Genomic DNA, 23,366 nt, shown 5'->3' on the forward strand with positions numbered 1-23,366 from the left:
GGCGGGCGAGGCCCCGCGCCGGAACCGATGCCTCAACGTCTGCTGATGCCCGGCGAGTACCGTGCCCCCGAGGGCGACGAGCTGGACGAGCGGGAGCTCGCGGCCCTCGCCGCCGAGCGTCCTCTGGTGCGCGCCAGCGGCACCGGGCCCTTCCCCGGAACCTCCCTGGCGGAGGCGATGGCCCGCATCGAGGGAGAACTGGGAGCGCCACATCTGCCCTATCTGCCGCAGCTGCCGGCCACCGGCTGGAAGGGGACCGCGACCGCGCGCACCCTGGCAATCTGCGAGGGAATCGCCTTTGATGGTGCATCCTTCGGCTGGCGCATGGTGCACAGCACCGGACGCGGTGCACGCGAATCGGCTCTGGCCGAGGACCGGCTGCTCTCGGATATCAATCTTCTGGCTGACCGAGTGGGCTCACGCGCTTCGGGCCGCCGCACCTCAACGCAGACTGGGGGAGAAAGGGCGACCCGCCCCGCCTACAAGATCCAGCTCACCGGTCCGTTGAGCCTCGCCGCGCAGGTGTACCTGCCCGGTGGCGAACGGGCGATGAGCGATGCCGGCGCGAGCCGCGATCTGCTGGATTCTTTCCTCGAGGGTATGGAACGCTGGTTTATTCTCCTGCGGGAGGCCCTGCAAGCCCCGACCGCGCCGCTGGCCGTGCAATTTGACGAGCCAGAATTTCAGCGCCTGCTGGAGGGCTCTATCCCCACCGTGAGCGGCTTCCGTACCCTGCCGGCAATTGAACCACACGTCTATCGCGAGGCGTACCGGCGCCTGACGGAGCGGTGCGCCGACCTGAACCTGCAGGTCATCCTGAATATCGACGGCACCGGGGTGAAGCCGTTGCGCGCGCCGAAGGTGAGTGTTAAGCCCGCCCCGAGCCTGGACGCGCTCGAGATGTTCAAAACCATGCAGGCTGCAGCCAACCCCGCCCTGCCCTGCGCCCTGATGCTGCACCCCGACCGTTCCCGTCCGCGCGGGGCAGGAACGCTGCACGTGCCGCCCCTGAGCGACCCGCGCTCTTGGGAGCCTATCGCCCAGCTAGTGGATGCGGGGGCCCGCATCTGGCTGCCGGTCGTCACCGAGGAAATAGTGCCCCACCAGGCACGACGCCTTTTCAACCTGTGGCGCGAGGTGGGGTTGGAAGCCCGTCAGCTGAGTTCCGTGGGCCTCATGCCCGACGACGCTCGTCTGCCCGCCGGAGGCTACGCCTCGCTGAGCCTCACAGAGGCGACGGCTTCTCTGGCGCGAGTGACAGAGTGTGCCCGAGCCCTGGGCGAGTGCGGGGTATGATTAGAGGAATGACATTTTAGTGTAAGTAATTTCGGCAATTCTTTAGGGAGGTACTGTGAGCGTAGGCGACGCACACACCATTCTGGTGGTTGATGATGATGACGCCCTGGCGGAGATGATTGGTCTTGTGCTCGCACAGGAGGGGTTCAACGCCGTTTTTTGCGAGAATGGTGCACGCGCTTTTGAAACCTTTATGCGCTCCACTCCCGACCTGGTTCTTCTGGACCTAATGCTTCCCGGAATGAACGGTATTGAGGTGTGTCAGCAGATTCGCCGTTCCTCGAACGTGCCGATCATCATGCTGACCGCCAAGAGCGATACCGAAGACGTGGTCAAGGGTCTGGAGGCCGGTGCCGACGACTACATTGCCAAGCCGTTTAAGCACGCCGAGCTGTTGGCTCGCATCCGCACCCGTCTGCGCCCGCGTGAGAGCCGCCAGCTGGTCGTGTCGATTGGCGATATCGTCATGGACATGGACGGCCGCACGGTGAAGTACCACGACACCGAGGTCCCGATGACTCCGCTGGAGTTCGATCTTTTGGCGGCCCTGGTGCGCCACCCCGGCCAGGCCCTGAGCCGTCAGGAGCTGCTGGACATGGTTTGGGGCTACACCGACGTGAGCGATTCTCTGGTGAACGTGCACGTCCAGCGCTTGCGTGCAAAGTTCGACGAGCTGGGCGCGGATCGCTTTATCCAGACAGTGCGCGGTGTCGGATACAAGATTCCGACCGAACTGGTTGGTTCCTCCGCAAACTAAGCGGGAACACACGACGACTCTCACCACAGTGGCGAAGGGATAACCTGATTGTCTGTTGCGAAGTCGCGCCGTAAGCACGGCGCTTTGGCGGCGGAGGCGGTTGCTTCCGCCTCTTCGCGTACCCGAACCCCTCGGGCGCGGGAGAATCGCAAGCCGCGCCGAAACATTCCGCAGCGGATGCGCAGGCTCTGGCGTGAATCCCTTCAGTTCCGTGCATTGGCAACCGCCGGTGTGCTCATGTTCCTGAGCTTCTTGGCGGTGGGCTGGTCCCTGTCGAGCCAGATTGCAACGAGCCTGTTCGAGAACCAGAAGTCGCAGGCACTTCAGGAGTCGATCAGCGGTTTCCGTAACGTGCAGAGCGTGCTGAACTCCTCCGAGATGCGAAGCGACAGCGAGATTCGTCGTAACGTGAGCCGTACCCTGACGGTCTTGGACGCCGGCGCATCCGGCAAACGTAGCTGGATTCTTGTGCCGCTGGAGGGGCAGGGCAAGCAGGGTTTTATCCCCGAGCAGAGTAGCGATAAGTCCCTGAATTCGTCGAGCATCCCCACGGATTTCAAGAACACCGTCCGCGATAGGAGCGGCGTGTATTGGCAGACCTCCACTATTACAACGTTTGAGAATAACCGCGAACGCACCTACCCCGTGCTTATCGTGGGTACGCACGTTTCTATCGCGCAGAATCCTAACTACGGTCTGTTCACCGTGTACGACATGACCGATTCGTCCTCGACGATTGCGCACATTAACTTCGTGCTGTTCGGCGGTTTCTGCGCCCTGCTGACCGTGGTGCTGTCCGTGGTGTGGCTCGTGACCCGCTTCGTGGTGCGCCCGATTACGCAGACCGCCATCACGGCGGAGCGTCTGGCCGCCGGTGATTTGGACCAGCGCGTGTCGATTAAGGGCGAGGACCAGGCCGCGCGTTTGGGTATTTCCTTCAACCGCATGGCCGATTCTCTGCAGGAGAAGATTGTTCAGCTGGAGCGCCTGTCGACCCTGCAGCAGCGCTTCGTATCGGACGTGTCGCACGAGTTGCGCACCCCGCTGTCCACGGTGCGTCTGGGCACCGAGCTGCTTTACGACTCGCGTGAGAACATGACCCCGATGCAGGTGCGAAGCGTGGAGCTTCTACACGGTCAGGTGGACCGCTTCCAGTCGATGCTGGCCGACCTGCTCGAGATTTCGCGCTTCGACGCCGGTAGCGCAATGCTGACGATTGATACCGAGGACTTCATCCAGGTGCTGTCGAATATTCTGCAGGAGGCTCTGCCGCACCTGGAGCGTACGAACACGAAGTTGAACGTGCACACGAACCACGAGAGCATCATGGTCGATATGGACCGTGTGCGTATTGAGCGTGTGCTGCGCAACCTGCTGTATAACGCGATTGAGCACGGTGAATCCCGGCCGATTGATGTGTATGTCGATGCGAACGCCACGAACCTGGGTATCGCCGTGCGCGACCACGGCATCGGCCTGTCCGAGGACGAAGCTGTTCAGGTCTTCAACCGTTTCTGGCGTGCCGATACCTCGCGTAAGCGCACCCTGGGCGGTACCGGTCTGGGCCTGTCGATTGCGGCTGAGGATGTGCGCCTGCACGGAGGCACGCTTGAGGCATGGGGCGAGAAGGGTCGCGGCGCCTGCTTTACGATGAACCTTCCGCTGGTTCACGGCGCTCCGCTCGGGGAGTCCCCGGTTCTGGCGACCGGCGAACCGGAAGCGTCGGCTAACCGTCCCGCGATTGCGAAGGATACCCTGCCCTCAATCGATCCGCGGCAGAAGAAGGATACCGCGGAGGGTGAGGAAGGGTAGCTTCCTCACCTTACCCAAACCGTCAAGGGTATGCCTTTTTTCGGGGGAGTGTTCCCACCCCGACGAGGCGCGATGTTTTTCTGGCGAGCAAAGGGAATCCGTGGATGATTCGCACACGCAATGTGCCTCGTCACATTGCGTGCACAAGGTACCTAGCCAGTACAATCGAGGAACGTATATTTTCACTCCGCTGTTACTTCTACGGGAGCGACGGCCATAACGTCACTGTTCTAGAGGAAGGTCTGACCCCTATGCCCCAGGGTGCTGTTTTCTCTCGGCGCGTTGCGCTTTCTGCGGGTGTCGCCTCTCTGGCGGCGTTCCTCAGCTCCTGTGCCGGTCTTCCCTCGAACGATCACGTGACGCAGCACAGTAGCACTCTGGGAGCGAAGGATTCGAAGACCTCCCCGGCGCGTGCGCCCGGCCCGTTGGCCGGCGCTACCCCCGAGGCCATCATCGAAGGTTTTATTCGCGCGGGAGTCGACAGTATCGAGAACTATGCTGTGGCCCGCCAGTACCTGAGCTCCTCGTATAGCCAGCATTGGAACCCCATCGGCACGACTCGCGTGTACCGTAACACGATTCAAGCCCAGGCCGACGAGGGAATCTCTTCGTCTAACTCGGCGGAGAGCACCTACCACGTGCGCTTCCAGCAGACCGCTACGGTGAACAGCCAGGGCCTGACGAGCACCTTCCCCGAGGCGCAGACCGAGACCCAGGACTTCAAGCTGGTCCGGGAAGACAACCAGTGGCGTATTAGCTCCTGCCCCGATGGGCTGTGGCTTGACGGCAGCGAATTTGAGCGGGTGTTTAGTCCCTACCGCCTGTATTTTTACGATCGAGCCTTCCGCTACGCCGTGCCCGATATCCGCTGGTTCCCACACATCGAGAACTACTTTGAACTTTTGGTGCGCACGTTGATGTCCGGCCCTGCATCCTACCTGAAGGATGTCGCCTTCTCCGCCCTGACCGACTCCATGACCCTGGATGAGGCGCACCTCTCCAATAACCAGGACGCCACGGTGCGCCTGTCGGGTGAGCGTCTGGATGATTCTCGCCTGGCGCGTATCCGCGAGCAGATTGTTCACGGGCTCAGCAACTTCTCCGGTCTGGAGAAGACCGAGGTGTACTACAACGGCACCCTCATTCCCGAGCAGACTCCGAACGGGTACATGCCCGTGCCGCTGACGCTTTCGGTCCCCGACCGTACCGTGGCCATCACCGCGAACGGGCAGATGGTGGCCCGCGATAACTACATGAGTGCCTCGGGTGAGCAGATGCTCCTGCGCGGCGTCAGCCAGCTGAGCGCCCCTGCGATGAGCTACTCGGGCGATATGTTTGCCTGCCTGGCGAATGATGCAGGTAGCCTGTACACGGTGTACCAGGGGACCGCCCGCCGAGTGTGGCAGGGATCGAACCTGACCGCCCCGACCTTTGACGCGTACGGTTGGGTGTGGGCCGCCGATGCCGAGGGTACGGTGCGTGCCTTCAAGCCGAGCTCCGAGGACGCTCAGGAACGCGAGCGCGGGGTCGATATCGGTATGTCGTGGCCGCGCAACCTGAGCTTCACCAGCATCAACGTGTCACACGATAGCGCGCGCATTGCGATTGTTGCCTCCACGGAGGGCGCGTCGGCCGTGATTATTTCGGGCGTGGTGCGTGATGATACGGGTAAACCGCTCAACCTGACCGAGATGGTGCGTCTTAGCTCCTCGGTGGTGCCCCGTAGCGCGCGATGGGCTGGCGATCAGAACGTCGTAGTGGTGAACGTGAAGAACGGCGAATCCGAGGTAATCTCGCTGAGCGGTGAGGAGACGAAGCTGGATCGTCTGGACGGCGTGATGAGCGTGTCGACGGCCGATAATACCTCCAACATCATTGCCCACCGCTCCGATGGTTCCTGCTATGTGCTGGAGGAGCGCGGCTGGACCCGCTTGGATACCCTTCTGCACGAGATTAGCTACGCCGGTTAGGGCGCTTGCATGAATTCACAACAGCGTGGTTTGAATTCTGAGCGGGCCCCAGGCCGGAAGCCCGTGCGTGGTTCGGAGCACCCCGTGCGCTGGGTGGAGAGCGCGTGGGGATCACTCGGTGAGTTGCTCCTGCCGCGGTCGTGTTCCTGCTGTTCCGCGGTGTTGCCGTACGGCTCGGGGCCCGCGCTCTGCGATGGGTGCCTGAACCGCTGGGAGCGTGCCTGCGTGAGGGTCGAGCGGGTGCACCCGGTGCAGGACGTTCCGGAAACCGTGGCGGCTTCGCGCTATGACGGGATTGTGCCCCGGGTTGTCCTGGGGATGAAGAACGCGGGGCGGACCGATCTTGTGCCGTTGATGGGGGAGGCCCTGGCTCGTTGCGTGTACGAGTTGTTGCGCGCGCACCGAGGGGAGCTCGTTCGGAATCCCGCGTCCGGTGCCGCCAAAAGCGAGGTCCTGCTGATTCCTGCCCCATCCTCACCCGCGAGCGTGCGTCGACGAGGCTACGCCCCGGCCTCGCTCCTGGCCCGTGAGGCGTCCCAACGGTTGAAGGGGCGCCTTCCCGCCGGCCTGAGGGTGATGCCCCTGGACATCATGGGGTACACCTCCAGCCCATCCGGGAGTGCCGGGGGAAGTCTCGGTAGCGTTGTGGGGGCCCTGACCGGGCGTCTGGGCGGCGCCTCCGGGGGAGAGGAACAGAAGACCCTGACCGCGGTGGCTCGTTCCGAGCGGATGCACGGGGCCCTGCGCGTTCTGGAGCCGGCCCTGGTTGAGGGGCGGCTGTGCATCGTCTGCGATGATGTGGTGACGACCGGCGCAACGGCCGCGGAGATGGTCCGTGCTCTGCGTGAGGCAGGTTCCGTGGTGCTGGGCGTGTGTGCCGTAGCCTCCGTACCGAAGAAGGCCTCGCTCTAGTACCTAATCCGTGAGATGCGCCTTTCTGTGAATGGGCCTGCAGATTGTTCTGACTATTGATAAATAGAGAGTAATGTAGGCGAATATTTGTCACATATAGTGATGTATGGCATCCATTCGTATTAGAATATAGGCAAGGGAACGGCATCGAGGTCGAACCCCCGTACCGGGTCCAGCCGGACGCGGTATAAACCCCCAACCTGGAGGGAATGATCGTGGAAGTCAACATCTACGGCCGCAATATCAAGGTCACCGAACGCCTGGAAGAGTACGTGAGCGAGAAGGTTCAGAAGTTCGCCCAGCTCGGTGATAACGTGAAGGACATCGACGTCAAGTTCAGCAAGGACGGTCACCTCGGTGGCGAGTCCATCCGCGTTGAGATTACCGTGGTCGGTACCGGCCCGGTCCTTCGCTCTGAGGCTCAGGGCAACGATAAGTTCGCGGTCTTCGATGAAACCTACGGCAAGCTCCTGGAGCGTCTGCGCCGTGCACGCGACCGCCGCAAGCTGGCTAAGCGCGGTGGCAAGCACCCGGTATCTGTGGCTGACGCTACCGGCTCGATTCCCGTTGTGAGCGAGGCAATCACCGAGATTCTGCTGCCGGATATTCCGGTGGAAGAAGCCGCCTTCGACAACAGCGAGGTCACCCTGGCCGACGAAGCCGCATCTCCCATCGAGATTCGTCACAAGAGCTTCAAGGGCGAGCGCCTGACCGCTGCAGAGGCAGTTGACCGCATGGAGCTGGTGGGCCACGATTTCTACCTGTACATTGACAGCGAGACCGGTGCCCCGGCTGCGGCATACCGCCGTAAGGGCTGGAGCTACGGCATCATCACCCTGACCGACGAATAACGGACGGGCAGGGAGTAACGGTTCATACCCGTTGGGAAATCTTCTGTGAGGTGCTGGTGTAAGCCGCAACCTCTCACCCCGGGAAGGCCCGGGTCCCGAAGGACGCAAGGTAATACGCATTATTGCCGGGTTGTCCGCTACGGGGCCCGGGCTTTCGCGTGCCCCGCGCACGGGGACGATGCCGCCAGGCTGATGGCTCACGGTCCGAGCGCAGAGCGTAAAAAAGAGCTCGGACGGGCGAATTAGGCGGCTCTGCCATACAATATGTAGGAAGGCCTCACCGCGCGCACTCTCGCGCGCCCTTGGTGAGGGTACCGAGACAATCAAGGAGTAGAAGCTCAGTGGCATCTTTCTTGGAGAAAATCCTCCGAACCGGCGATAAGAGGGTTCTGCGACAGCTCGAGGCGTATACGAAGGCGGTGAACTCGCTCGAGGACAGCTTCGCATCCATGACCGATGAGGAGCTGCGAGCGGAAACCGATAAGTTCCGTGAGCGCGTCAAGGACGGCGAGTCCCTCGACATCCTGCTGCCGGAGGCCTTCGCGGTGGTTCGCGAAGCATCCAAGCGTACCCTGGGCAAGCGTCACTACGACGTCCAGATTATGGGCGGCGCAGCACTGCACCTGGGTAACATTGCCGAAATGAAGACCGGTGAGGGCAAGACCCTCGTCGCGACCCTGCCCGCATACCTGAACGCTCTGAGCGGCAAGGGCGTGCACATCGTGACCGTGAACGACTACCTGGCCGAGTACCAGGCGAACCTCATGGGCCGCGTGTTCCGTTTCCTGGGTATGGAATGCGGCGTGATTCTCTCCTCGATGGAGCCCGACGAGCGCCGCAAGCAGTATGCCGCGGACATCACCTACGGTACGAACAACGAGTTTGGCTTCGACTACCTGCGCGACAACATGGCCTGGACCGTGGAGGAGCAGGTTCAGCGTGGCCACAACTTCGCCATTATCGATGAGGTCGACTCCATCCTGATTGATGAGGCGCGTACCCCTCTGATTATTTCCGGCCCCGCAGCCGGTGAGGCAAACCGCTGGTATGCAGAGTTTGCGCGCATCGCCGCAACGATGCTCAAGCGCGATGAAGACTACGAGGTGGACGAGAAGAAGCGCACCGTCGGTATCCTCGAGCCCGGTATCGATAAGGTGGAAGACCACCTGGGTGTGAAGAACCTCTACGAATCCAAGAACACTCCGCTGATTGGCTTCCTGAACAACGCCATTAAGGCGAAGGAGCTGTTCACCAACAACAAGGACTACGTGGTCATCGACGGCGAGGTTCTGATTGTGGACGAGCACACCGGCCGTATTCTGCCGGGCCGCCGTTACAACGACGGCATCCACCAGGCGATTGAGGCGAAGGAAGGCGTCGAGATCAAGCCTGAGAACCAGACCATGGCGACCGTGACCCTGCAGAACTACTTCCGCATGTACGACAAGCTTTCGGGCATGACGGGTACCGCAGAGACCGAAGCCGCCGAGTTCATGAACACCTACAACCTGGGTGTCGTGCCGATTCCCACCAACAAGGGCGTGCAGCGCGTCGATAACCCCGATAAGGTGTACCGCGACGAGATTGCCAAGTTCAAGGCCGTCGTCAAGGACATTAAGGAACGCCACGAGAAGGGCCAGCCGATTCTGGTCGGTACCGCCAGCGTGGAGAACTCCGAGTACCTGTCCCGCCAGTTGGCGAAGGCCGGCGTGCGTCACGAGGTGCTGAACGCGAAGAACAACGAGCGTGAGGCCGCGATTGTGGCTCAGGCGGGTCGTAAGGGCGCCGTTACCGTGGCGACTAACATGGCCGGTCGCGGTACCGACATCATGCTCGGCGGCAACCCCGAGTTCGAGGCCGTCGAGAAGATGCGTCAGCTGGGCCTGGACCCGAACACCAACTCCGAGGCGTATGAGGCCCGCTGGCCCGAAGTTCTCAAGGAGTGCGAGGACGCCGCAGAAGCAGAGCACGAGGAGGTCACCGAGCTCGGTGGTCTGTACGTGCTTGGTACCGAGCGCCACGAGTCCCGCCGTATCGACAACCAGCTGCGCGGTCGTTCCGGTCGTCAGGGCGATCCGGGCGAGTCCCGCTTCTACCTGTCGCTGACCGATGAGCTCATGCGTCTGTTCAACACCGGCATGGCGACCCGCCTCATGGCCGCTGCCCCCGAGGACTCCGCACTGGACTCCAAGATTGTCAGCCGTGCCATTGCCACCGCGCAGGCCAACGTTGAGGGCCGTAACGCCGAGCAACGTAAGAACGTGCTCAAGTATGACGATGTGCTCAACCGCCAGCGCGAGGCCATCTACAAGGATCGTAGCCGTATTCTGCACGGTGACGACCTGAAGGAACAGATTTCCGGTTTCGTGGACGAGGTGCTGACCTCCATCATCGACGCACGCGTCTCCGAGGGGCACGCCGAGGACTGGGATTTCGAGGAGCTTTGGAGCGCCCTCAAGCAGGTGTACCCCGTCTCCATTACCGTGGATGACCTAGCTGAGGACGCAGGCGATCGCACCAAGATTACCCGCGACCAGATCGTGAAGGAAGTCCTTGCGGACGCTCACGTCGTGTACGACGAGCGTGAGGAGAGCGTCGGCGAAGAGAGCATGCGTGAGATTGAACGCCGCGTGATGCTCTCGGTCATCGGTCAGCGCTGGCCCGAGCACCTGTACGAGATGGAGTACCTCAAGGAAGGTATCGGTCTGCGTGCAATGGCCCAGCGTGACCCGCTGGTTGAATACCAGCGTGAGGGCTACGACATGTACCAGTCGATGCTCGACGCTGTTCGCGAGGAGACCGTGACCTACCTGTACAACCTGGACCTGTCCAAGCAGCGCACTCAGGCTTCCGCCGTGCGCCTGGCTGAGCCTTCGCGTCCGAAGTTCCTGCAGTACTCGGCCCCCGACGAGGACGGCCACACTCAGGTGCACGTGGAGCGTTCTCAGAAGAAGTCTCAGAAGAAGTAGTCGCGGTATAAACCCCGAAACGTACGGAGAGGGTGCGAATCCATCACTGGGTTCGCACCCTCTCCGCGCGTTTATAGGTTTATGGCAATCTGAGCTAACGGGGCTCGTCCTTCCTCGGGGCAGAGCCCGCTAATTTGCGCCCGGCCGATTCTGCGGCTGCTCGATGGAAGTAACAAGCCAGGCGCCGTGCAGCTCCCGAACCTGCAGGGTAACCACCCTGATACCCTGACCGCATCGGAACAGAGCAACCGCCTCGTAGAGCTTGGGGTTGACCCGCTGTGCGCGGACCCGAAGGAGCGCCGGAGGCATCGAGAGGGCCTGCCCGGCGGGAACCTGACGAGGATTCTTGGGAAAACGCGGTAGCAGGCGGTGAAAGCAATCCGCCGAAACCCACTGAGCGAGCTGCTGGCGCGAGCGTCGGGCAGCCATGATTTCGAGATAGGCGATGGCCACGCCCGCGCAACGCCCCTCAATTTGGCGGGAGATGGCGTCCACGGGGCGAAGCGGGCGACCAGCCCGAGGAGGTGCCGTTCGGTGCGAGGAGCTCTGCTCATAGCGGGGGAGAGGAACAATCGATACTGGGGAATCGAAGCCTCGGGCCTGCACAAGGGCGAGGGTTCCGGGTGCCTGCGCAAGCTTTTGCGAAGGCTCCGGAACGGAACCTGGAGTCGGCGTGCTCACCTTCGGGGGAGGGAACGTGCGGAGCGCCGGAGTGCGGCGGGGGAGCGGAGGAAGAAGAGGCGTGAAGCCCATGACGGGTTCCTTTCTGAAATGATGTAGAGGAAAATAACCGGTTAGCGACGGAAAGTCTGTAGCGGCTGCTCGGGAATCTGGAGTACCTGCCCCTCGTACAGCAGATCGGCGTTCTGCCCCAGCGCCTCGCGGTTGGCGCTGTAGATATCGAGGGTGTAATCGTAAATAACGGAGGCATCGGTGCCTTCGCCCAGCTGTTCGGCGGCGATGGACCAGAGAGTATCTCCGGCGCGTACCGTGTAGGCATAGGTGCCTCGGGCTTCGTGCGAGGGCGCGAAGAATGGGCTGCGATCCTGGAGTGACCCGGTGGATTCGGTAGTGTTTGGGGCGAGGGGAATCTCTGCATTGGTGGTGTTTCCCGCATCGGTCGGTTCCGTCTGGTACGCGACCGATGAACCGTCGGTACTGTACCCGGCTGAGCACGCATCCGGGGCCATCAACGAGGTGGTCGGCGCGGTCGGCGCGGTCGGCGCGGGGGTGTGACTCGCCTCGGCGGCGTGTGCCGGGGCGAAGACCGCCCCAAGCCCGATGGCCGTGCCGCCCAGCGTCAGAACGATGCGACGCATGAAGAGCGGGCGGAAAATGCGCGGCGTTCTCGGCAAACGAGGTTCCAGAGGGTTAGTGACCCTGTGGGCGGTTCGGGCCTCGTGAAGGGCGCAGACGAAGCTGACAATCCACCAGAGGGTGATGAGTACAGCTGATATCCCCGCGCAGAGGAGCACCGCATCGGTGAGCGGGTGGGCTGAAGGGATGCGCGGCAGGTGGACGCAGAGGGCAGCCAGCACAAGCGCCGAGAGTACCGGGGGAGCCGTGAACAGAAAGATGTCTTGGCGGCTGGCCCGCGCCTCGGGACGGAGCGCTTCGGAACGGGGCTCGTCGCTGCGTACACCGTGCGCGTATTGTGATGTTTGGTCCACGATGACCTCCAAAGAGTACGTTTGGTAACCCTGTTTGTACTCTATTTATACCCTATACTCCTATCTAGATGTAGCAAAATGCATTAAAACACATGAAAATTTTAGTTTTTTTGCTTTATTGAGGGATATTGGGGGTAGTTTTTTGTCACATCGTGTCATTAGAGTCTGTTTTGACCCGAGAGTCCCGAGTATCCGGTAGGGTCAAATCATGAGCATGGAAAAATTCCTCCGAGATATAGAATCCCGACTGGCCTCCGAGCGAGCCTGGGAGCTCGAACAAGACGCCCGCCAGGTTGCGCGCGTGCAATACTCCACCATCACCCTCGACGATCGCCTCCTGGCCCAAAAAGGTGGCCCCGTCCGGGTCTGCGCGACAGATATGCAGGTCTACGAGGGGAACCTCGATATGGTGGGGGAGGAATGGATTAACATTGAATCCCACGGTGAGAGCATCCTCATTCCCCTACGAGGTATGCTCTGGTGGGAGGGCGGCCGGGCGCCCGGCCGTGCAGAAATTCGCCCAGGAAGGTATCGCATGAAGCTGCAGCTCGCCCTGCGAGCGTTGGGCGTGGCGCGCGAACCGGTCCGTCTCTCCCTCGAGGGTGGAACCGTCAGCTATGACGGGGTGATCGAGCGAGTAGGGGCGGATTTTTTGGAGCTCCGTCTTCTCAACGGGGGACAGTATCCTCGCATCTACGAGCGGGGATCCTATTCGCGCGGGTCCCGTGAGGTGCGGGCGCCCGGCGCGGGTGTCAGAATTATTCCGCTGGCGCGTATAAGCGCCGTTATTGCACGTATTTCACGGTAGCTTTGCAGTGACTCTGAATGATTCTGAAAGATAAAAATAGTCGTCCGGAGAATAGAACAAGGGCCCGTTCCCTCACGAAAGGGGACGGGCCCTTGCAGACACCTGGCAGAGTGCCTTAGGTAAAACTAGTTGTATTACTCGGCCTTCGCCTTGGCAGTCAGCTTGCCGGAAGCAATAGCCTCCAGGGTCTGCTCGTGACGCTCAGTAATGTACTCCTCGAAACGAGAACGTTCAATGCGCCACTGATTGCGGCCGCCAATCTGGATTGCGGGCAACTCGCCGCTACGCACCAGAGCACGCACCTGAGAAAGCGAAACCTGCAGTTCCTCAGCGACATCGCTCAGGGTGAGGAAACGAGGTGCAGACATGAATCTATCCTTTCCATATGTGGAATCTTGGGCCCCAGTGTCACGGAATCGCGACACTACATTTAGAGTTCTCATCGAACATCTATTGAGTACCTTCAGTATATGACACTGGGGTAAAAATTGCTCGCAAAAGCCTTATACTGCCCGAAATATTATCGAATCGTGTCTGAAAATGAGGGTAGGTTTGCGAGCATTTCATAAAATGCGTTCTTGTTGAGTGAATACACTAAATGAAATATCCTGTTAGGGTTAGTCCCTGTAGCGCTTATAGGAACATCTAACAACCCACTCGCTCATCGGTTAGTCGAATACAACGGCTCGGCAGCCCGCCGAACTTCCGCACCGAAAGGCACAACCCACATGCGTACACGACAGAACGCGACGAAGCGTTCTACCCTCACCGAACCGCACGCCAAACGCCTCAAAAGGCCCACAATTAAAGACTGGAGATTCATTCTGGGGATTCTCCTGGTCCTCGTCTCCATGACGGGCGTCCAACTCTACGTGCAGGCGAACAACCACAAAACCGAGTACTACACCGCCAAAACAGAAATCCGCATGGGTGAGAAAATTACCGACGATAAGCTCGCCCGGGTGGAAGCCAACATTGACGCAGCCAGCGATAAATACTTCACCCGAGCCGATACAGCCCTAATGCAGGGAAAAATTGCGACGCAGCGCATCCCCGCCGGAAACCTCATCAGTAGGGAAGCTATCGGTACCGAAACCCCCTCCGGGCGTCGCCTCGCCACCATCACCATCGATCGAACCGCGGCGACCACGCTAAAGACGGGGGAACGCGTAGATGTGTGGACCTCCGGGCCCCGTAATCAGGACACCAAACGACAGGAATCAGCCGAGAACAACCCCTCTGGCGCCCGCGCCATCGTGACCAACGCCGAGATCGCCTCAATCACGGTGGACGAGGGCGTGCTGGGTGCGAACGGTAAGGCCACCGTGCAATTGTGGGTGAAGGAAGAAGCCATCGCGGCGCTCGTACAGGAGAGCAATAGCGACTCGAAACTCAGCCTCATTCCCGGAACCTACGGGGAGGGCGAATGAATATCCCGGTCATCCTCTACGGCGATGACGGCACGCTCCTGAACGGTATCGAAACTCAGCACGGGCGCATCTCGGTTGCCCGTACCGTTCAGGACTTCAGCGAGGCTCTCGGCATGGCCCACACCGGCATCGCCAGGGCACTACTCTGCGCTCGCGTTCCCTCAGAGTTGAGTGCCTCCACCGTTGACTCTCTCGCCCAATCCGAGGTTCTGCTCGCCGTCATCGCGCCCGAGAACCTGCCGCTACCGGCCGAGGCCCACCGCATCCGCACCGAGGCTGCGCTGGAAGAAATCCTTGGCTCCATCGAACGGGCCGTGGATGCGGCCTTGGCTCGGCCTCGCGGTGCGTACGGTGTGCAGCACACGGCATCCGGCACGCTGCCCGGAAACACCCTGACGATGGACCCCTCCGGGTACGGTTACGACGCGGCGGGCCAGAACGCGGTGGGCTACGGCTACGATATCGGGACCGGACACGCCGACTACTCCTTGCCGGGCCTCTCAGCCGGGGCGTACGGTTACGACCCCGCATACGGGGCTCAGTCTCCCGAATTTCCCGCGGATTCCTACGGCCGCAATACCCCCGAGGGGGCCGTGCCTTCCTCATTCGACCCCGTGGCGCAGAACCCCGAGGCGCCGGCAATCCCGGGCGACGAAGAATCCGTGCTGACCCGGGCTGCCGCCATCGTTGATGGGTTCGCACCCGGTAGCGAATACGCCCGCCGATTCGAGGAAGAAAACGGCGACAGCCAGCCCCTGCATCCGGACATCACCCCGACCCCCGAAGCCCCGGCCCGTTACCAGCCCGGGCACCGCATCGGCAAGATTCTGACCGTTTGGGGCACCCACGGCGCACCCGGCCGAAGCACCATCGCGTTCAACCTTGCGGCGCTGGCCGCGCAGAAGGGGCAGAGTGTATGCCTGATCGATGCGGATACCTACGCACCCAGCCTCGACGCGCTCATGGCGTTGGAAGACGCAGGATCGGGCTTGGCCATTATCTGCTCGGACGCTGACCGCGCGCAGCTCGACGAGAAGAAGGCCGGAGCAATCATGGAACGGGTTCCGCTCAAGCAGGGATTCTTCGATTTTCTGAGCGGGATTACTTCATCCTCTCGCTGGCCGGAGGTGCGTGCCCGTGCCTTTAGCGAGGTGCTGGGCTGGCTCAAGCTCCACTACGATATCGTCATCTGCGATGTGGCCGCGCCCATCGAGGTGGACGAGGAACTCACCTTTGACGGACCCGCGCCCCGCCGTAACGCCGCGACCCTCACCGCCCTGGCGGAGTCCGATCGCGTGATTGTCGTGGGGGAGGCTGACGTGGTGGGTCTGCCTCGCCTCATCAACCTGGCCCGCGAGGTGCAGGAGCGGTCGGACCTCATAGCTCCCGGCACGAGCGTGCAGTACTGGCTCAACCGTTCCCGGCGTGAGGCGGCGGGCTTCAACCCAGAGGCAAAGATGCGCGATAACTGGTCCCGCTACCTCTCCGTTCCCCTGGACGGGGTGATTCCATACGAGCGGAAGATCATGGATCGCCTGCGCCGTAACGGGGAGGCCCTCCTGGAGGTCGCGCCTCGACACGCGATGGTGCAGGCATTCGATGCGATGCTGGAGGGAATGTACGCGGTACGGCCCGTAGGCTGAGGCCCCTTCTAATACGGTCTTATTGCTTCTAACATTGGTAGGTTTTGGCCCCAATAGATATACCCGGTGCCTCGCGACCGGTCGGCCCCGTTCGGGCGCACTGGACGCGATGCATCGGGTATATTTTGGTGGGGTACGTAGCGTGAGAACGATTCGCCCTGAGCAATGTAATATTCGGGGAAATTCTGAGACTTAGGAGCGGCTAACATCTTGCTCTTCTATCCGTTTCTTTAAGCGTGGAGCGCCGCAGCGCTGATTTCAGGCAATCTCTCAGACAAGCTCGTTACACTGACCGAAATATTACCGCCCGAAATAGACTCGGGCGGGCAACCGCATAAAATGGTTGAAGATACCTGAACTTACGGGAAGCACACAAACATGTCTTTTGCAGAAGGAATTCTGAGCGCCTGCGACTTCGGCCCTGGCGATATTGAACGCATTCACCTCATCATGGGGGAATGGCAGATTATCTCTGATATTGCCCAGAGCGACCTTGTCCTCTGGTTCCCCACCGACTACGTGGTTGCCGACGGCACCTCCCCGGATGCCGTTTCCGGTCCCCGCGAAACCAGTACCTTCGCAGCATTTGCACATGTGCGCCCCTCCAACGTCCGCACCCTCTTCCACCACGACATCATTGACCACGACATGGAAGACGGCATCCGCGACGAGGCCTACCGTGCCTGGACGACCCAGGAGATCAGCACCTACACCGACCCGGCCAGGGGAGAAGGCCTGGGATACCGCCCGGAGGTAAACATCACCTTCGTGCCGATTGTGCGCAATAACCGCACTATTGCCCTGCTCACCAGCCATCGCGTTGCCACTCTTCACACCTATCCCAGCCTGAGCGAAGAGGTCTACGAGTTCGTCACCGACACCATGCTGACCATGCTGCACAGCGGCCTGTGGCCCGACCCGCTGGCCCAGGGCAGCCGCACCCAGGGCAATCCTCGCGCGATTGACGGCATTATCGTGCTCGACCCGACCGGTCGCGTGGTCGTTGCTTCCCCCAATGCCAACTCGATGTACACCCGCATGGGCATGACCGGTTACCTTGAGAAGCGTAACCTGGCAGACGTGACCCGTGCGATGCTTTCCTCCGGCGAGGAGGCGGACGAAACCCTGCAGCTGGTCCTGGCCGGCCGTAGCGACCTGCGTACCGAGCTGACCATCGCCCGAGCCCGTGTGACGATGCGCGCCATCCCCCTGCTCAAGCAGAAGGGTGCGCACATCGAGCGCCTGGGCGCCCTGATTCTCTGCCGCGACGTCACCGAGCTGCGCCGTCGCGAGATGGAGCTCATGACCAAGGATGCAACCATCCGCGAGATTCACCACCGCGTGAAGAACAACCTGCAGACGGTGTCCGCTCTGCTGCGCTTGCAGTCCCGTCGCATGACCTCCGATGAGGCGCGTCAGGGCTTGGAACAGGCGATGCGTCGTGTCGCCACGATTGCCACCGTGCACGAGGCTCTCTCGCAGGGTCTGGCTCAGAACGTCGACTTTGACGAGCTTATCGAGCGTCAGTTCCACCTGGCCGCCGAGCTGGCCTCCCCCGGCCAGCACGTGACGACCAAGCTGCTGGGATCCTTTGGTGCCCTGCCGAGCCAGTTCGCGACCCCCTTGGCGCTGGTGATTAACGAGGTCGTCGCCAATGCCGTGGAGCACGGACTCGACGGAGAAACCGGAACCGTGACGCTCGAGGGTATTCGCGGCACCAATGACGAGGGTGAGGACACCCTGACCGTCATTATTACCGATGACGGCAAGGGTATGGGCGATAAGAAGATCGAGGAGTCCGGTCCGAACGCCTACCGCCCGGTCAGCGGTAAGGAAGGTCTGGGCATGCAGATTGTGCGCACCCTGGTGGCGAGCGAGCTCAACGGCTCAATCCGTTGGGAGGCTAACGAACCGACCGGTACCCGCGTGGTTATTACGGCGCTCCTCATCTAAAGCGAAGAGAAAACCCGGCCGCGGGACCTTGATTTTGGGGTTCCGCGGCCGGGTTTATCGTTGCCTCGGGTATAGCAAAAGCGTGGTGCAGTGACCGATAAGTCACTGCACCACGCTTTTAATGCCCTATTGAATACTCCGGAAGTTAGGATGCACGGCGGGCACGAGCTGCGCGACGCTTCATGGCGCGACGCTCGTCTTCACTGGTGCCACCCCACACGCCGGAGTCCTGGCCGGTCTCGATGGCCCACTTCAGGCAGACGTCAATAACCTCGCAAGAGCGGCAGACGGTCTTAGCCTCTTCAATCTGCAACAGGGCGGGTCCGGTGTTTCCAACGGGGAAGAACAGCTCCGGGTCCTTGTCCAAACAAGCTGCACGACTACGCCAATCCACGGTGGACCTCCTTCTCTATGTGCAGTCCCGCCGAAGCGAGATGCTGTTTATTATTCCTGTGCGCGTGCCAAATAGGCCCACCGTTGGGGTGTGCGCCCCAAGTTAGGGTGAAATTTGACTTATCAACTTTCGCACGTCGGGGCTAATGTGACAAGTGCTTTAAGCTAAAAACTTGAAGTATTACACTGAGGCATCTATCACTAAGGGGAGCCTTTGTCTAATTGTCCGGTTGGAGAATCGCATGGTGACACAATCCCTCGCTGAGTCATCTCACAACCGGGGAGCCGCCCCGCAGGGGAGTGGCGCCTCGGGCATAATATAAAGCGGTACTTCACCCGACGAACCGCACCGATGACGAGGCGGCGAGCCCCTGCACAAATGCAGGCACCCCGCGCGCAAACAAGTGTGCGGGGGAAGTGCCCAGCCGCTAAACTACAAGCGCATCAGGCTGAATACCCCTCGGCCTGCCAACGACACCACCTGTGAGGAGCCCACCGTGACGTCACGCCCGTTCAACGTCCTCTACGCATTCGTTCTGACCGAAACCTTCGCGGCATACATCTTGATTCGCGGTATCCTCTACCCCTTCCTCCTTTCTAATGGCGAGCCCGCCCAGGGCGTGGTCGGCGGCGTACTTCAAGTGCTCATCGCCGCGGGCATGACCTTTTACGCCCTGCGTTTCTACCGCGGACGTTACGGCTCGCGCCTGCCCATGATCCTGATTACCCTCTGCGCCCTGTGGGTCACTGCAAGCACGCTAGTGCAGAGCGTGAGCGCCTACGGCGTAAGCATCAATGGATTCAACCCTCAGACCGTGGCGGGCGTTATCGGCGCGGCGGTAGCCTTCATCTTCGTCCTGATGCCCAGTAGCCGCCGCTACATCGAAGCCGTCACCGAGGAACGCGGTGAGGAAGCCAAGCGTATCGGCCGCCGTCGCTAGGCTATCTCCGGATTGTCTCTACGCAATGGGATGAGCGTCGAGGACCCTCGGTAGCGGAACCTGTATCGCTTCAACGGAGCTGCCGTCCACCGCTACCGCGCGCCCGGCCGGTTGCTCGCCTCGCGTGAAACGATCCGCCGGAAGCGCCGTAACGGTGCAGATATCGGCCTCCGCCAGGGTCGCGGGCGCGAGCAGAATCGCACGCGAGCATCCCATAAGCGCCGAAAGCAGCGGGGAGGAGGCCCGCCTCGGCCAGGGTGTGTAGGTCACGAAGACCGCGCGGAAGGCCCCGCGGCGCTCCAGCAGAACGTTCTGCACTCCGGCCGAAAGGTACTGCAAATCATCGACGAGTAGCAGAGTCTGGGCGGGATGCTTCACATCGCTCAGCAGGGAACGTACCATTTCCTCCGTGAACGGCCTGGAACTATTGCCTCCCTCGATGCAGAGCGCCTCCAGATGCGGGTTGAGCTGGCGGACGCTCTCGAGCAGCGTGCTCTTACCCGTCGACCGGGCACCCGGAACGGGAATGATGCTTCCCCGCCCGGCGCTCAGCCACCCGGGAAGACGGCGGCGGTTGAAACCCACGAGAAGCTGCTCACCCCGAGGGTTGCAGGTCTTTTGAGCTACGCGAATATACTCCTCCGCGGGCATGCGGAAATACTCCGGGAACTGGCGTAACAGGGTGCCTGCCTGAGCGGATGCGCTCGCAGTTGAGCGGGTATACGTCTCAAAGTCTCGGAGGGATAGCGCGCACGGTGCCAACACCGAGGCGGTAAGCGGCTGATCCCCGATAAATTCCTCGTTGATGCTCCCCTCGACACAGTAGTGACCCTGGGACGGGACCGGGTAGTCGCGGCTGGCCGAACGCATCAGGTCGGTATCAAGGAAGCGGCGGCTCAGCAGAGTGGAGTGCGCGACCGTGCCGAAGCGTCCCCTCGGGCTCAGTGCAGAGGTGAACAGCACCGAGTAGCCGCGCCGGTAGCCTTGCGAGAGTACATCGTAGAGTAGATGCTCCGTATCAGGATGGCGGATGAGCGCATCCAACCATCCGTCCAAGCCGTCCACGATGATGAGTGGGCGGTGTCCCTCGCTTTCGGCGTGCAGGCGCTGTTCTCTCAGCTCCTCAAGGCAGAAACGCAGATGCTGGAGTTCTTGCGGCCCCACGAGCACCTCAAGGAACGGAGAATAGGGCTCCAAGTCCCGCTGGAGGGAGCCATCGGAGGTCAGCAGAACCACTGGGACTTTGGCGGATATCGCCTGGGCGAGCAGGCCCAGAAGAAACGGTATACGTTCCGCGCTCTGCGCCAGAAGCCCCAGCGTTTGTCCGCCGTTCCACCTGTACCGGCCACGAACACCGTAGCGGGCAATCTCCAGTTCTCCCAGCAGATACCGGTTCCCTCGCTCCGTCTCCTCGGCCGGAAGTGACAGGGATAGAGATTCGGGAAGCTCCTCGGGGATGGGGCAGTACTCTTCCTGCTCACCCTTGCGGGGCTTGGTGCCGGGAGCACCGTGCAGATATGAGGCGCCGTGAGACCCCGCTACGGCGCGGAAGGTTTCTCTAATAGACCGGGTGAGGCACTCATCCTCTCCGTAGCCTTCCCTCGGCGATTCCTCCGTAACGTTGATGCACCTCCAACCTTCGGGCTCGAGCGAAAAGACCTTCGGAGGAATCGCCTGCACCTCGGAGGGAACTCGGTCCGTGAGAGGAGCGCGGAACGAGAGGGAACGTCCATCCGGCAGACGAACGTACCCGGCCCCGGGCTGAGCAGCCGAGATATAGGCGGCCGCTTCGTGCTCCAACAGGTTGTAGGAATCTTGTGCGCTGGCCACGCGCAGGCAGATACTCGTGGCGATATTGGCGCGGATATCCTGTGAAATCGTGCCCTGGGGACGCTGCGTAGCAAGAATCAGGTGCAGCCCCAGGGAGCGGCCAATCGTTGCGATGCGCATGAGCTCCGTCATCGCATCGGGCATGGAATCAATCAGCATGCGGAACTCATCAACGACGATGAGCAGCTCGGGGTAACGGGGGAGTACACCTTGCGCTCGGCAACCCGCCAAATAGTCGCGGTAAGAATTGACCCCTGCAGCCTGTAGATTGGTTTCCCTTCGACGGACGTCTGCCCTCAAGAACTCTAGGGCGCGCTCAACCGCGGAAACATCGAAATTGCTCAAGATGCTCAGAGTATGGGGCAGCTCGGCGAGGGGGCCCAGGCCCGCGGAGCCCTTAAAATCCACCAGAATCAACCCGAGACGCTCGGGCGGGTAGGCCAGGGCGGCGCTCAGCACCAGGGAACGTAGCAGCTGGGATTTGCCGGCACCGGTGGTGCCGCCAAGCAGCCAGTGGGGCCCGTGTTCCGAAAGGCCGAGCGAAAACGAGCCCGCCTGCGAAACCCCCAGGTAGCAGCGGATGTCTTCGGCGTAAAGCCCCTTCGACCACCGTTCCTTAAGCCTCTCGGCAGATAGGTCAACCCCGCCTTCGCCCCTGCCATTTTTCGCCTCCGATAGGGAGGAGAACCGATGCGCGAATTGGTGCACCTGCGCGTCGCTGATCTTGCCCGTCCTCGGCCCCTCCTCAACTAGATAGAGGTGGTCTAGAGCTTGGATAAATGCCTCGACGCTCAGCCCATCGGCGTGCAGGCATAGGTCATCGAGGAGGAGGGGGTGCACCTGTACTACTCCTTCGCTGGGCTGCTCCGGAGGCTTCGAGTAGTGCCGTGCCGCATAGCGGATGGAATGACGGTGGCTACCCTCGCTGACGCACTCGAGCCACCCCGCGGCGAAGAGAGACTCGCAGACCGTACGACCGGATGACGATCGCGTACCATCCTTCGGATCGGCGACGATGCACAGAGCCGCCGATGCGCCCCTCGACTCTTTGGGAGCCCGCGAGCCATTCCGTGTTGCGGCTTCGACGGACGCCGCCTCAGCCTGGAGCGTGCGCACGAGCGGAGCGTAAATATCGCACGCGTCCTCCGACATAATCAACAGGGGAGGGATCTGCGCGGAAAGTTCGTCGTGCAGGGCATCGTGAAGAGCCTGCCTTTCCTCGGGGGCGGTCTCGGAGCGCTGAGAGTACACGCTAACCCGGGGCACCACGGCGAGAGTTTGCAGGAGCGCGTTGATTCGCTCCTGTTCGGCGCTCGCAGGAGGGCCGAGCAGGATTGAGATACTTCCCGGATAACCGGCGACCAGCTGAACGAGATAGGCGCGCAGGTGCCCCTCGTCGAGCGAAAGAAGGTGCCCGAGCGCACCGGCGGGTAAGGGAACGTAGTGGGGTGCCCTCTGGAGCCTGGGTAGTGAGGCGAGCGTAAGGTTACGTCCACGCAGGTAGGGCAGCCGAGGGCCGCATCCGAGCACGATGCCGGGGTGAGCGGGGAACGCGAGAAGGGCGGGGGAGGTTGCGGCGAACGCCAGATCCGCGGCGGTGGGTAGATTCAAGGCCCGTTGCTCCTCTCGTTCGGCCGCCGTGCGGGTCATTGCGCGGCCCGCACGGTTTTCGGCTCGGCTTCCAAAGAAGTGCAGGAGCATGAGCAGGGAAGAGGCCGCCGACATGAGAAGCAGAAACCACAGCCCGGTCAGCAGCGCAATGGCCAGGCCCACGAGAATCGGCAGGCAAACGCTGAGTAGAATCTGCTTGAGCTTTCGAGGCTGGGCCGGGTTGACCGTGACGGGTTCAAACGGATTGCCGTCGGGGGAGTCTGCTAGGGAACCCTGAAACTTGTCGGCACCGCCCTTGGAAACGGAAGACGCCACACGGTTGGAAGGAATCGGGCCTGAAACGCCGGGGTCTCGAAGAACGCAAAGGGACGATCCCAGAAGGAAGGGCTCGTCCCAGACAACCGGCCGTGCCCCATCGTCCCGAGTTCTCCGGATTTTACGCGCGGGAGTATTCACCGGGCGCCACAGCACACCCGAGCTATCGGCGCGGAAGGTTCCGTGAACCCCTCGTAGGAAGGGG

General features: G+C 61.5%; 17 protein-coding genes. 12 read left to right on the forward strand and 5 right to left on the reverse strand.

Annotated elements, in window-relative coordinates; genetic code table 11:
* The first annotated feature begins 27 nt into the window (after window positions 1-27).
* From HMPREF2630_RS05635 to secA, 7 genes are all read left to right on the forward strand, one after another.
* The gene (locus HMPREF2630_RS05635; RefSeq protein WP_065425466.1) at window positions 28-1,296 is read left to right on the forward strand and encodes a methionine synthase; all 1,269 of its coding nucleotides are present in this window, start codon (window positions 28-30) and stop codon (window positions 1,294-1,296) included.
* A 55-nt stretch (window positions 1,297-1,351) separates the two neighbouring features.
* Complete coding sequence (mtrA, locus tag HMPREF2630_RS05640) at window positions 1,352-2,053, forward strand: MtrAB system response regulator MtrA (RefSeq protein ID WP_080974956.1); 702 nt, start codon at window positions 1,352-1,354, stop codon at window positions 2,051-2,053.
* 48 nt (window positions 2,054-2,101) lie between these two features.
* On the forward strand, window positions 2,102-3,865 hold the full coding sequence (mtrB, locus tag HMPREF2630_RS05645; protein ID WP_049343973.1) for an MtrAB system histidine kinase MtrB: 1,764 nt from the start codon (window positions 2,102-2,104) through the stop codon (window positions 3,863-3,865).
* Window positions 3,866-4,116: 251 nt separating this feature from the next.
* Entirely contained in the window at window positions 4,117-5,835 is a 1,719-nt protein-coding gene (locus HMPREF2630_RS05650; RefSeq protein WP_070483810.1) for an LpqB family beta-propeller domain-containing protein, read from the forward strand.
* A 225-nt stretch (window positions 5,836-6,060) separates the two neighbouring features.
* Window positions 6,061-6,747: a ComF family protein gene (locus HMPREF2630_RS05655; protein ID WP_168162478.1), complete on the forward strand. Its 687-nt coding sequence runs from the start codon at window positions 6,061-6,063 to the stop codon at window positions 6,745-6,747.
* Window positions 6,748-6,962: 215 nt separating this feature from the next.
* Complete coding sequence (gene hpf / locus HMPREF2630_RS05660) at window positions 6,963-7,598, forward strand: ribosome hibernation-promoting factor, HPF/YfiA family (RefSeq protein WP_070484057.1); 636 nt, start codon at window positions 6,963-6,965, stop codon at window positions 7,596-7,598.
* Between the two features lie 341 nt (window positions 7,599-7,939).
* Complete coding sequence (gene secA, locus HMPREF2630_RS05665) at window positions 7,940-10,567, forward strand: preprotein translocase subunit SecA (protein ID WP_070483815.1); 2,628 nt, start codon at window positions 7,940-7,942, stop codon at window positions 10,565-10,567.
* Between the two features lie 129 nt (window positions 10,568-10,696).
* On the opposite strand, the gene HMPREF2630_RS05670 is transcribed toward secA, so the two are convergent.
* Both HMPREF2630_RS05670 and HMPREF2630_RS05675 read right to left on the reverse strand, forming a co-directional pair.
* Window positions 10,697-11,320, reverse strand: coding sequence for an Rv3235 family protein (locus HMPREF2630_RS05670; RefSeq protein WP_070483817.1), 624 nt, complete (start codon window positions 11,318-11,320; stop codon window positions 10,697-10,699).
* 41 nt (window positions 11,321-11,361) lie between these two features.
* The gene (locus tag HMPREF2630_RS05675; RefSeq protein WP_053088811.1) at window positions 11,362-12,237 is read right to left on the reverse strand and encodes a LysM peptidoglycan-binding domain-containing protein; all 876 of its coding nucleotides are present in this window, start codon (window positions 12,235-12,237) and stop codon (window positions 11,362-11,364) included.
* Between the two features lie 208 nt (window positions 12,238-12,445).
* Here HMPREF2630_RS05675 and HMPREF2630_RS05680 point away from each other — a divergent pair, with 208 nt between their 5' ends.
* Window positions 12,446-13,045, forward strand: coding sequence for a histidine kinase (locus HMPREF2630_RS05680; protein WP_070483819.1), 600 nt, complete (start codon window positions 12,446-12,448; stop codon window positions 13,043-13,045).
* Between the two features lie 134 nt (window positions 13,046-13,179).
* On the opposite strand, the gene HMPREF2630_RS05685 is transcribed toward HMPREF2630_RS05680, so the two are convergent.
* Complete coding sequence (locus HMPREF2630_RS05685; protein WP_049333339.1) at window positions 13,180-13,413, reverse strand: helix-turn-helix domain-containing protein; 234 nt, start codon at window positions 13,411-13,413, stop codon at window positions 13,180-13,182.
* A 360-nt stretch (window positions 13,414-13,773) separates the two neighbouring features.
* Here HMPREF2630_RS05685 and HMPREF2630_RS05690 point away from each other — a divergent pair, with 360 nt between their 5' ends.
* From HMPREF2630_RS05690 to HMPREF2630_RS05700, 3 genes are all read left to right on the forward strand, one after another.
* Window positions 13,774-14,475: an SAF domain-containing protein gene (locus HMPREF2630_RS05690; protein ID WP_070483821.1), complete on the forward strand. Its 702-nt coding sequence runs from the start codon at window positions 13,774-13,776 to the stop codon at window positions 14,473-14,475.
* A complete protein-coding gene (locus HMPREF2630_RS05695; protein WP_070483822.1) occupies window positions 14,472-16,118 on the forward strand; it encodes a CpaE/TadZ family protein in 1,647 nt (548 codons plus the stop codon). The genes HMPREF2630_RS05690 and HMPREF2630_RS05695 overlap by 4 nt, the downstream gene beginning before the upstream one ends.
* Before the next feature lie 378 nt (window positions 16,119-16,496).
* Window positions 16,497-18,071, forward strand: a complete 1,575-nt coding sequence (locus tag HMPREF2630_RS05700) for a sensor histidine kinase (RefSeq protein ID WP_070483824.1) — start codon at window positions 16,497-16,499, stop codon at window positions 18,069-18,071.
* A gap of 145 nt (window positions 18,072-18,216) precedes the next feature.
* Here HMPREF2630_RS05700 and HMPREF2630_RS05705 read toward each other — a convergent pair whose 3' ends face one another.
* Window positions 18,217-18,465, reverse strand: coding sequence for a WhiB family transcriptional regulator (locus tag HMPREF2630_RS05705; protein WP_004005030.1), 249 nt, complete (start codon window positions 18,463-18,465; stop codon window positions 18,217-18,219).
* A gap of 496 nt (window positions 18,466-18,961) precedes the next feature.
* Here HMPREF2630_RS05705 and HMPREF2630_RS05710 point away from each other — a divergent pair, with 496 nt between their 5' ends.
* The gene (locus HMPREF2630_RS05710; protein WP_049333329.1) at window positions 18,962-19,405 is read left to right on the forward strand and encodes a hypothetical protein; all 444 of its coding nucleotides are present in this window, start codon (window positions 18,962-18,964) and stop codon (window positions 19,403-19,405) included.
* 18 nt (window positions 19,406-19,423) lie between these two features.
* Here HMPREF2630_RS05710 and HMPREF2630_RS05715 read toward each other — a convergent pair whose 3' ends face one another.
* Window positions 19,424-23,161, reverse strand: a complete 3,738-nt coding sequence (locus HMPREF2630_RS05715; RefSeq protein ID WP_246822757.1) for an FtsK/SpoIIIE domain-containing protein — start codon at window positions 23,159-23,161, stop codon at window positions 19,424-19,426.
* Window positions 23,162-23,366: the final 205 nt, after the last annotated feature.

It is taken from the genome of Rothia sp. HMSC072B03 (assembly GCF_001809565.1).
Classification (GTDB): Bacteria; Actinomycetota; Actinomycetes; order Actinomycetales; family Micrococcaceae; genus Rothia; species Rothia mucilaginosa_A.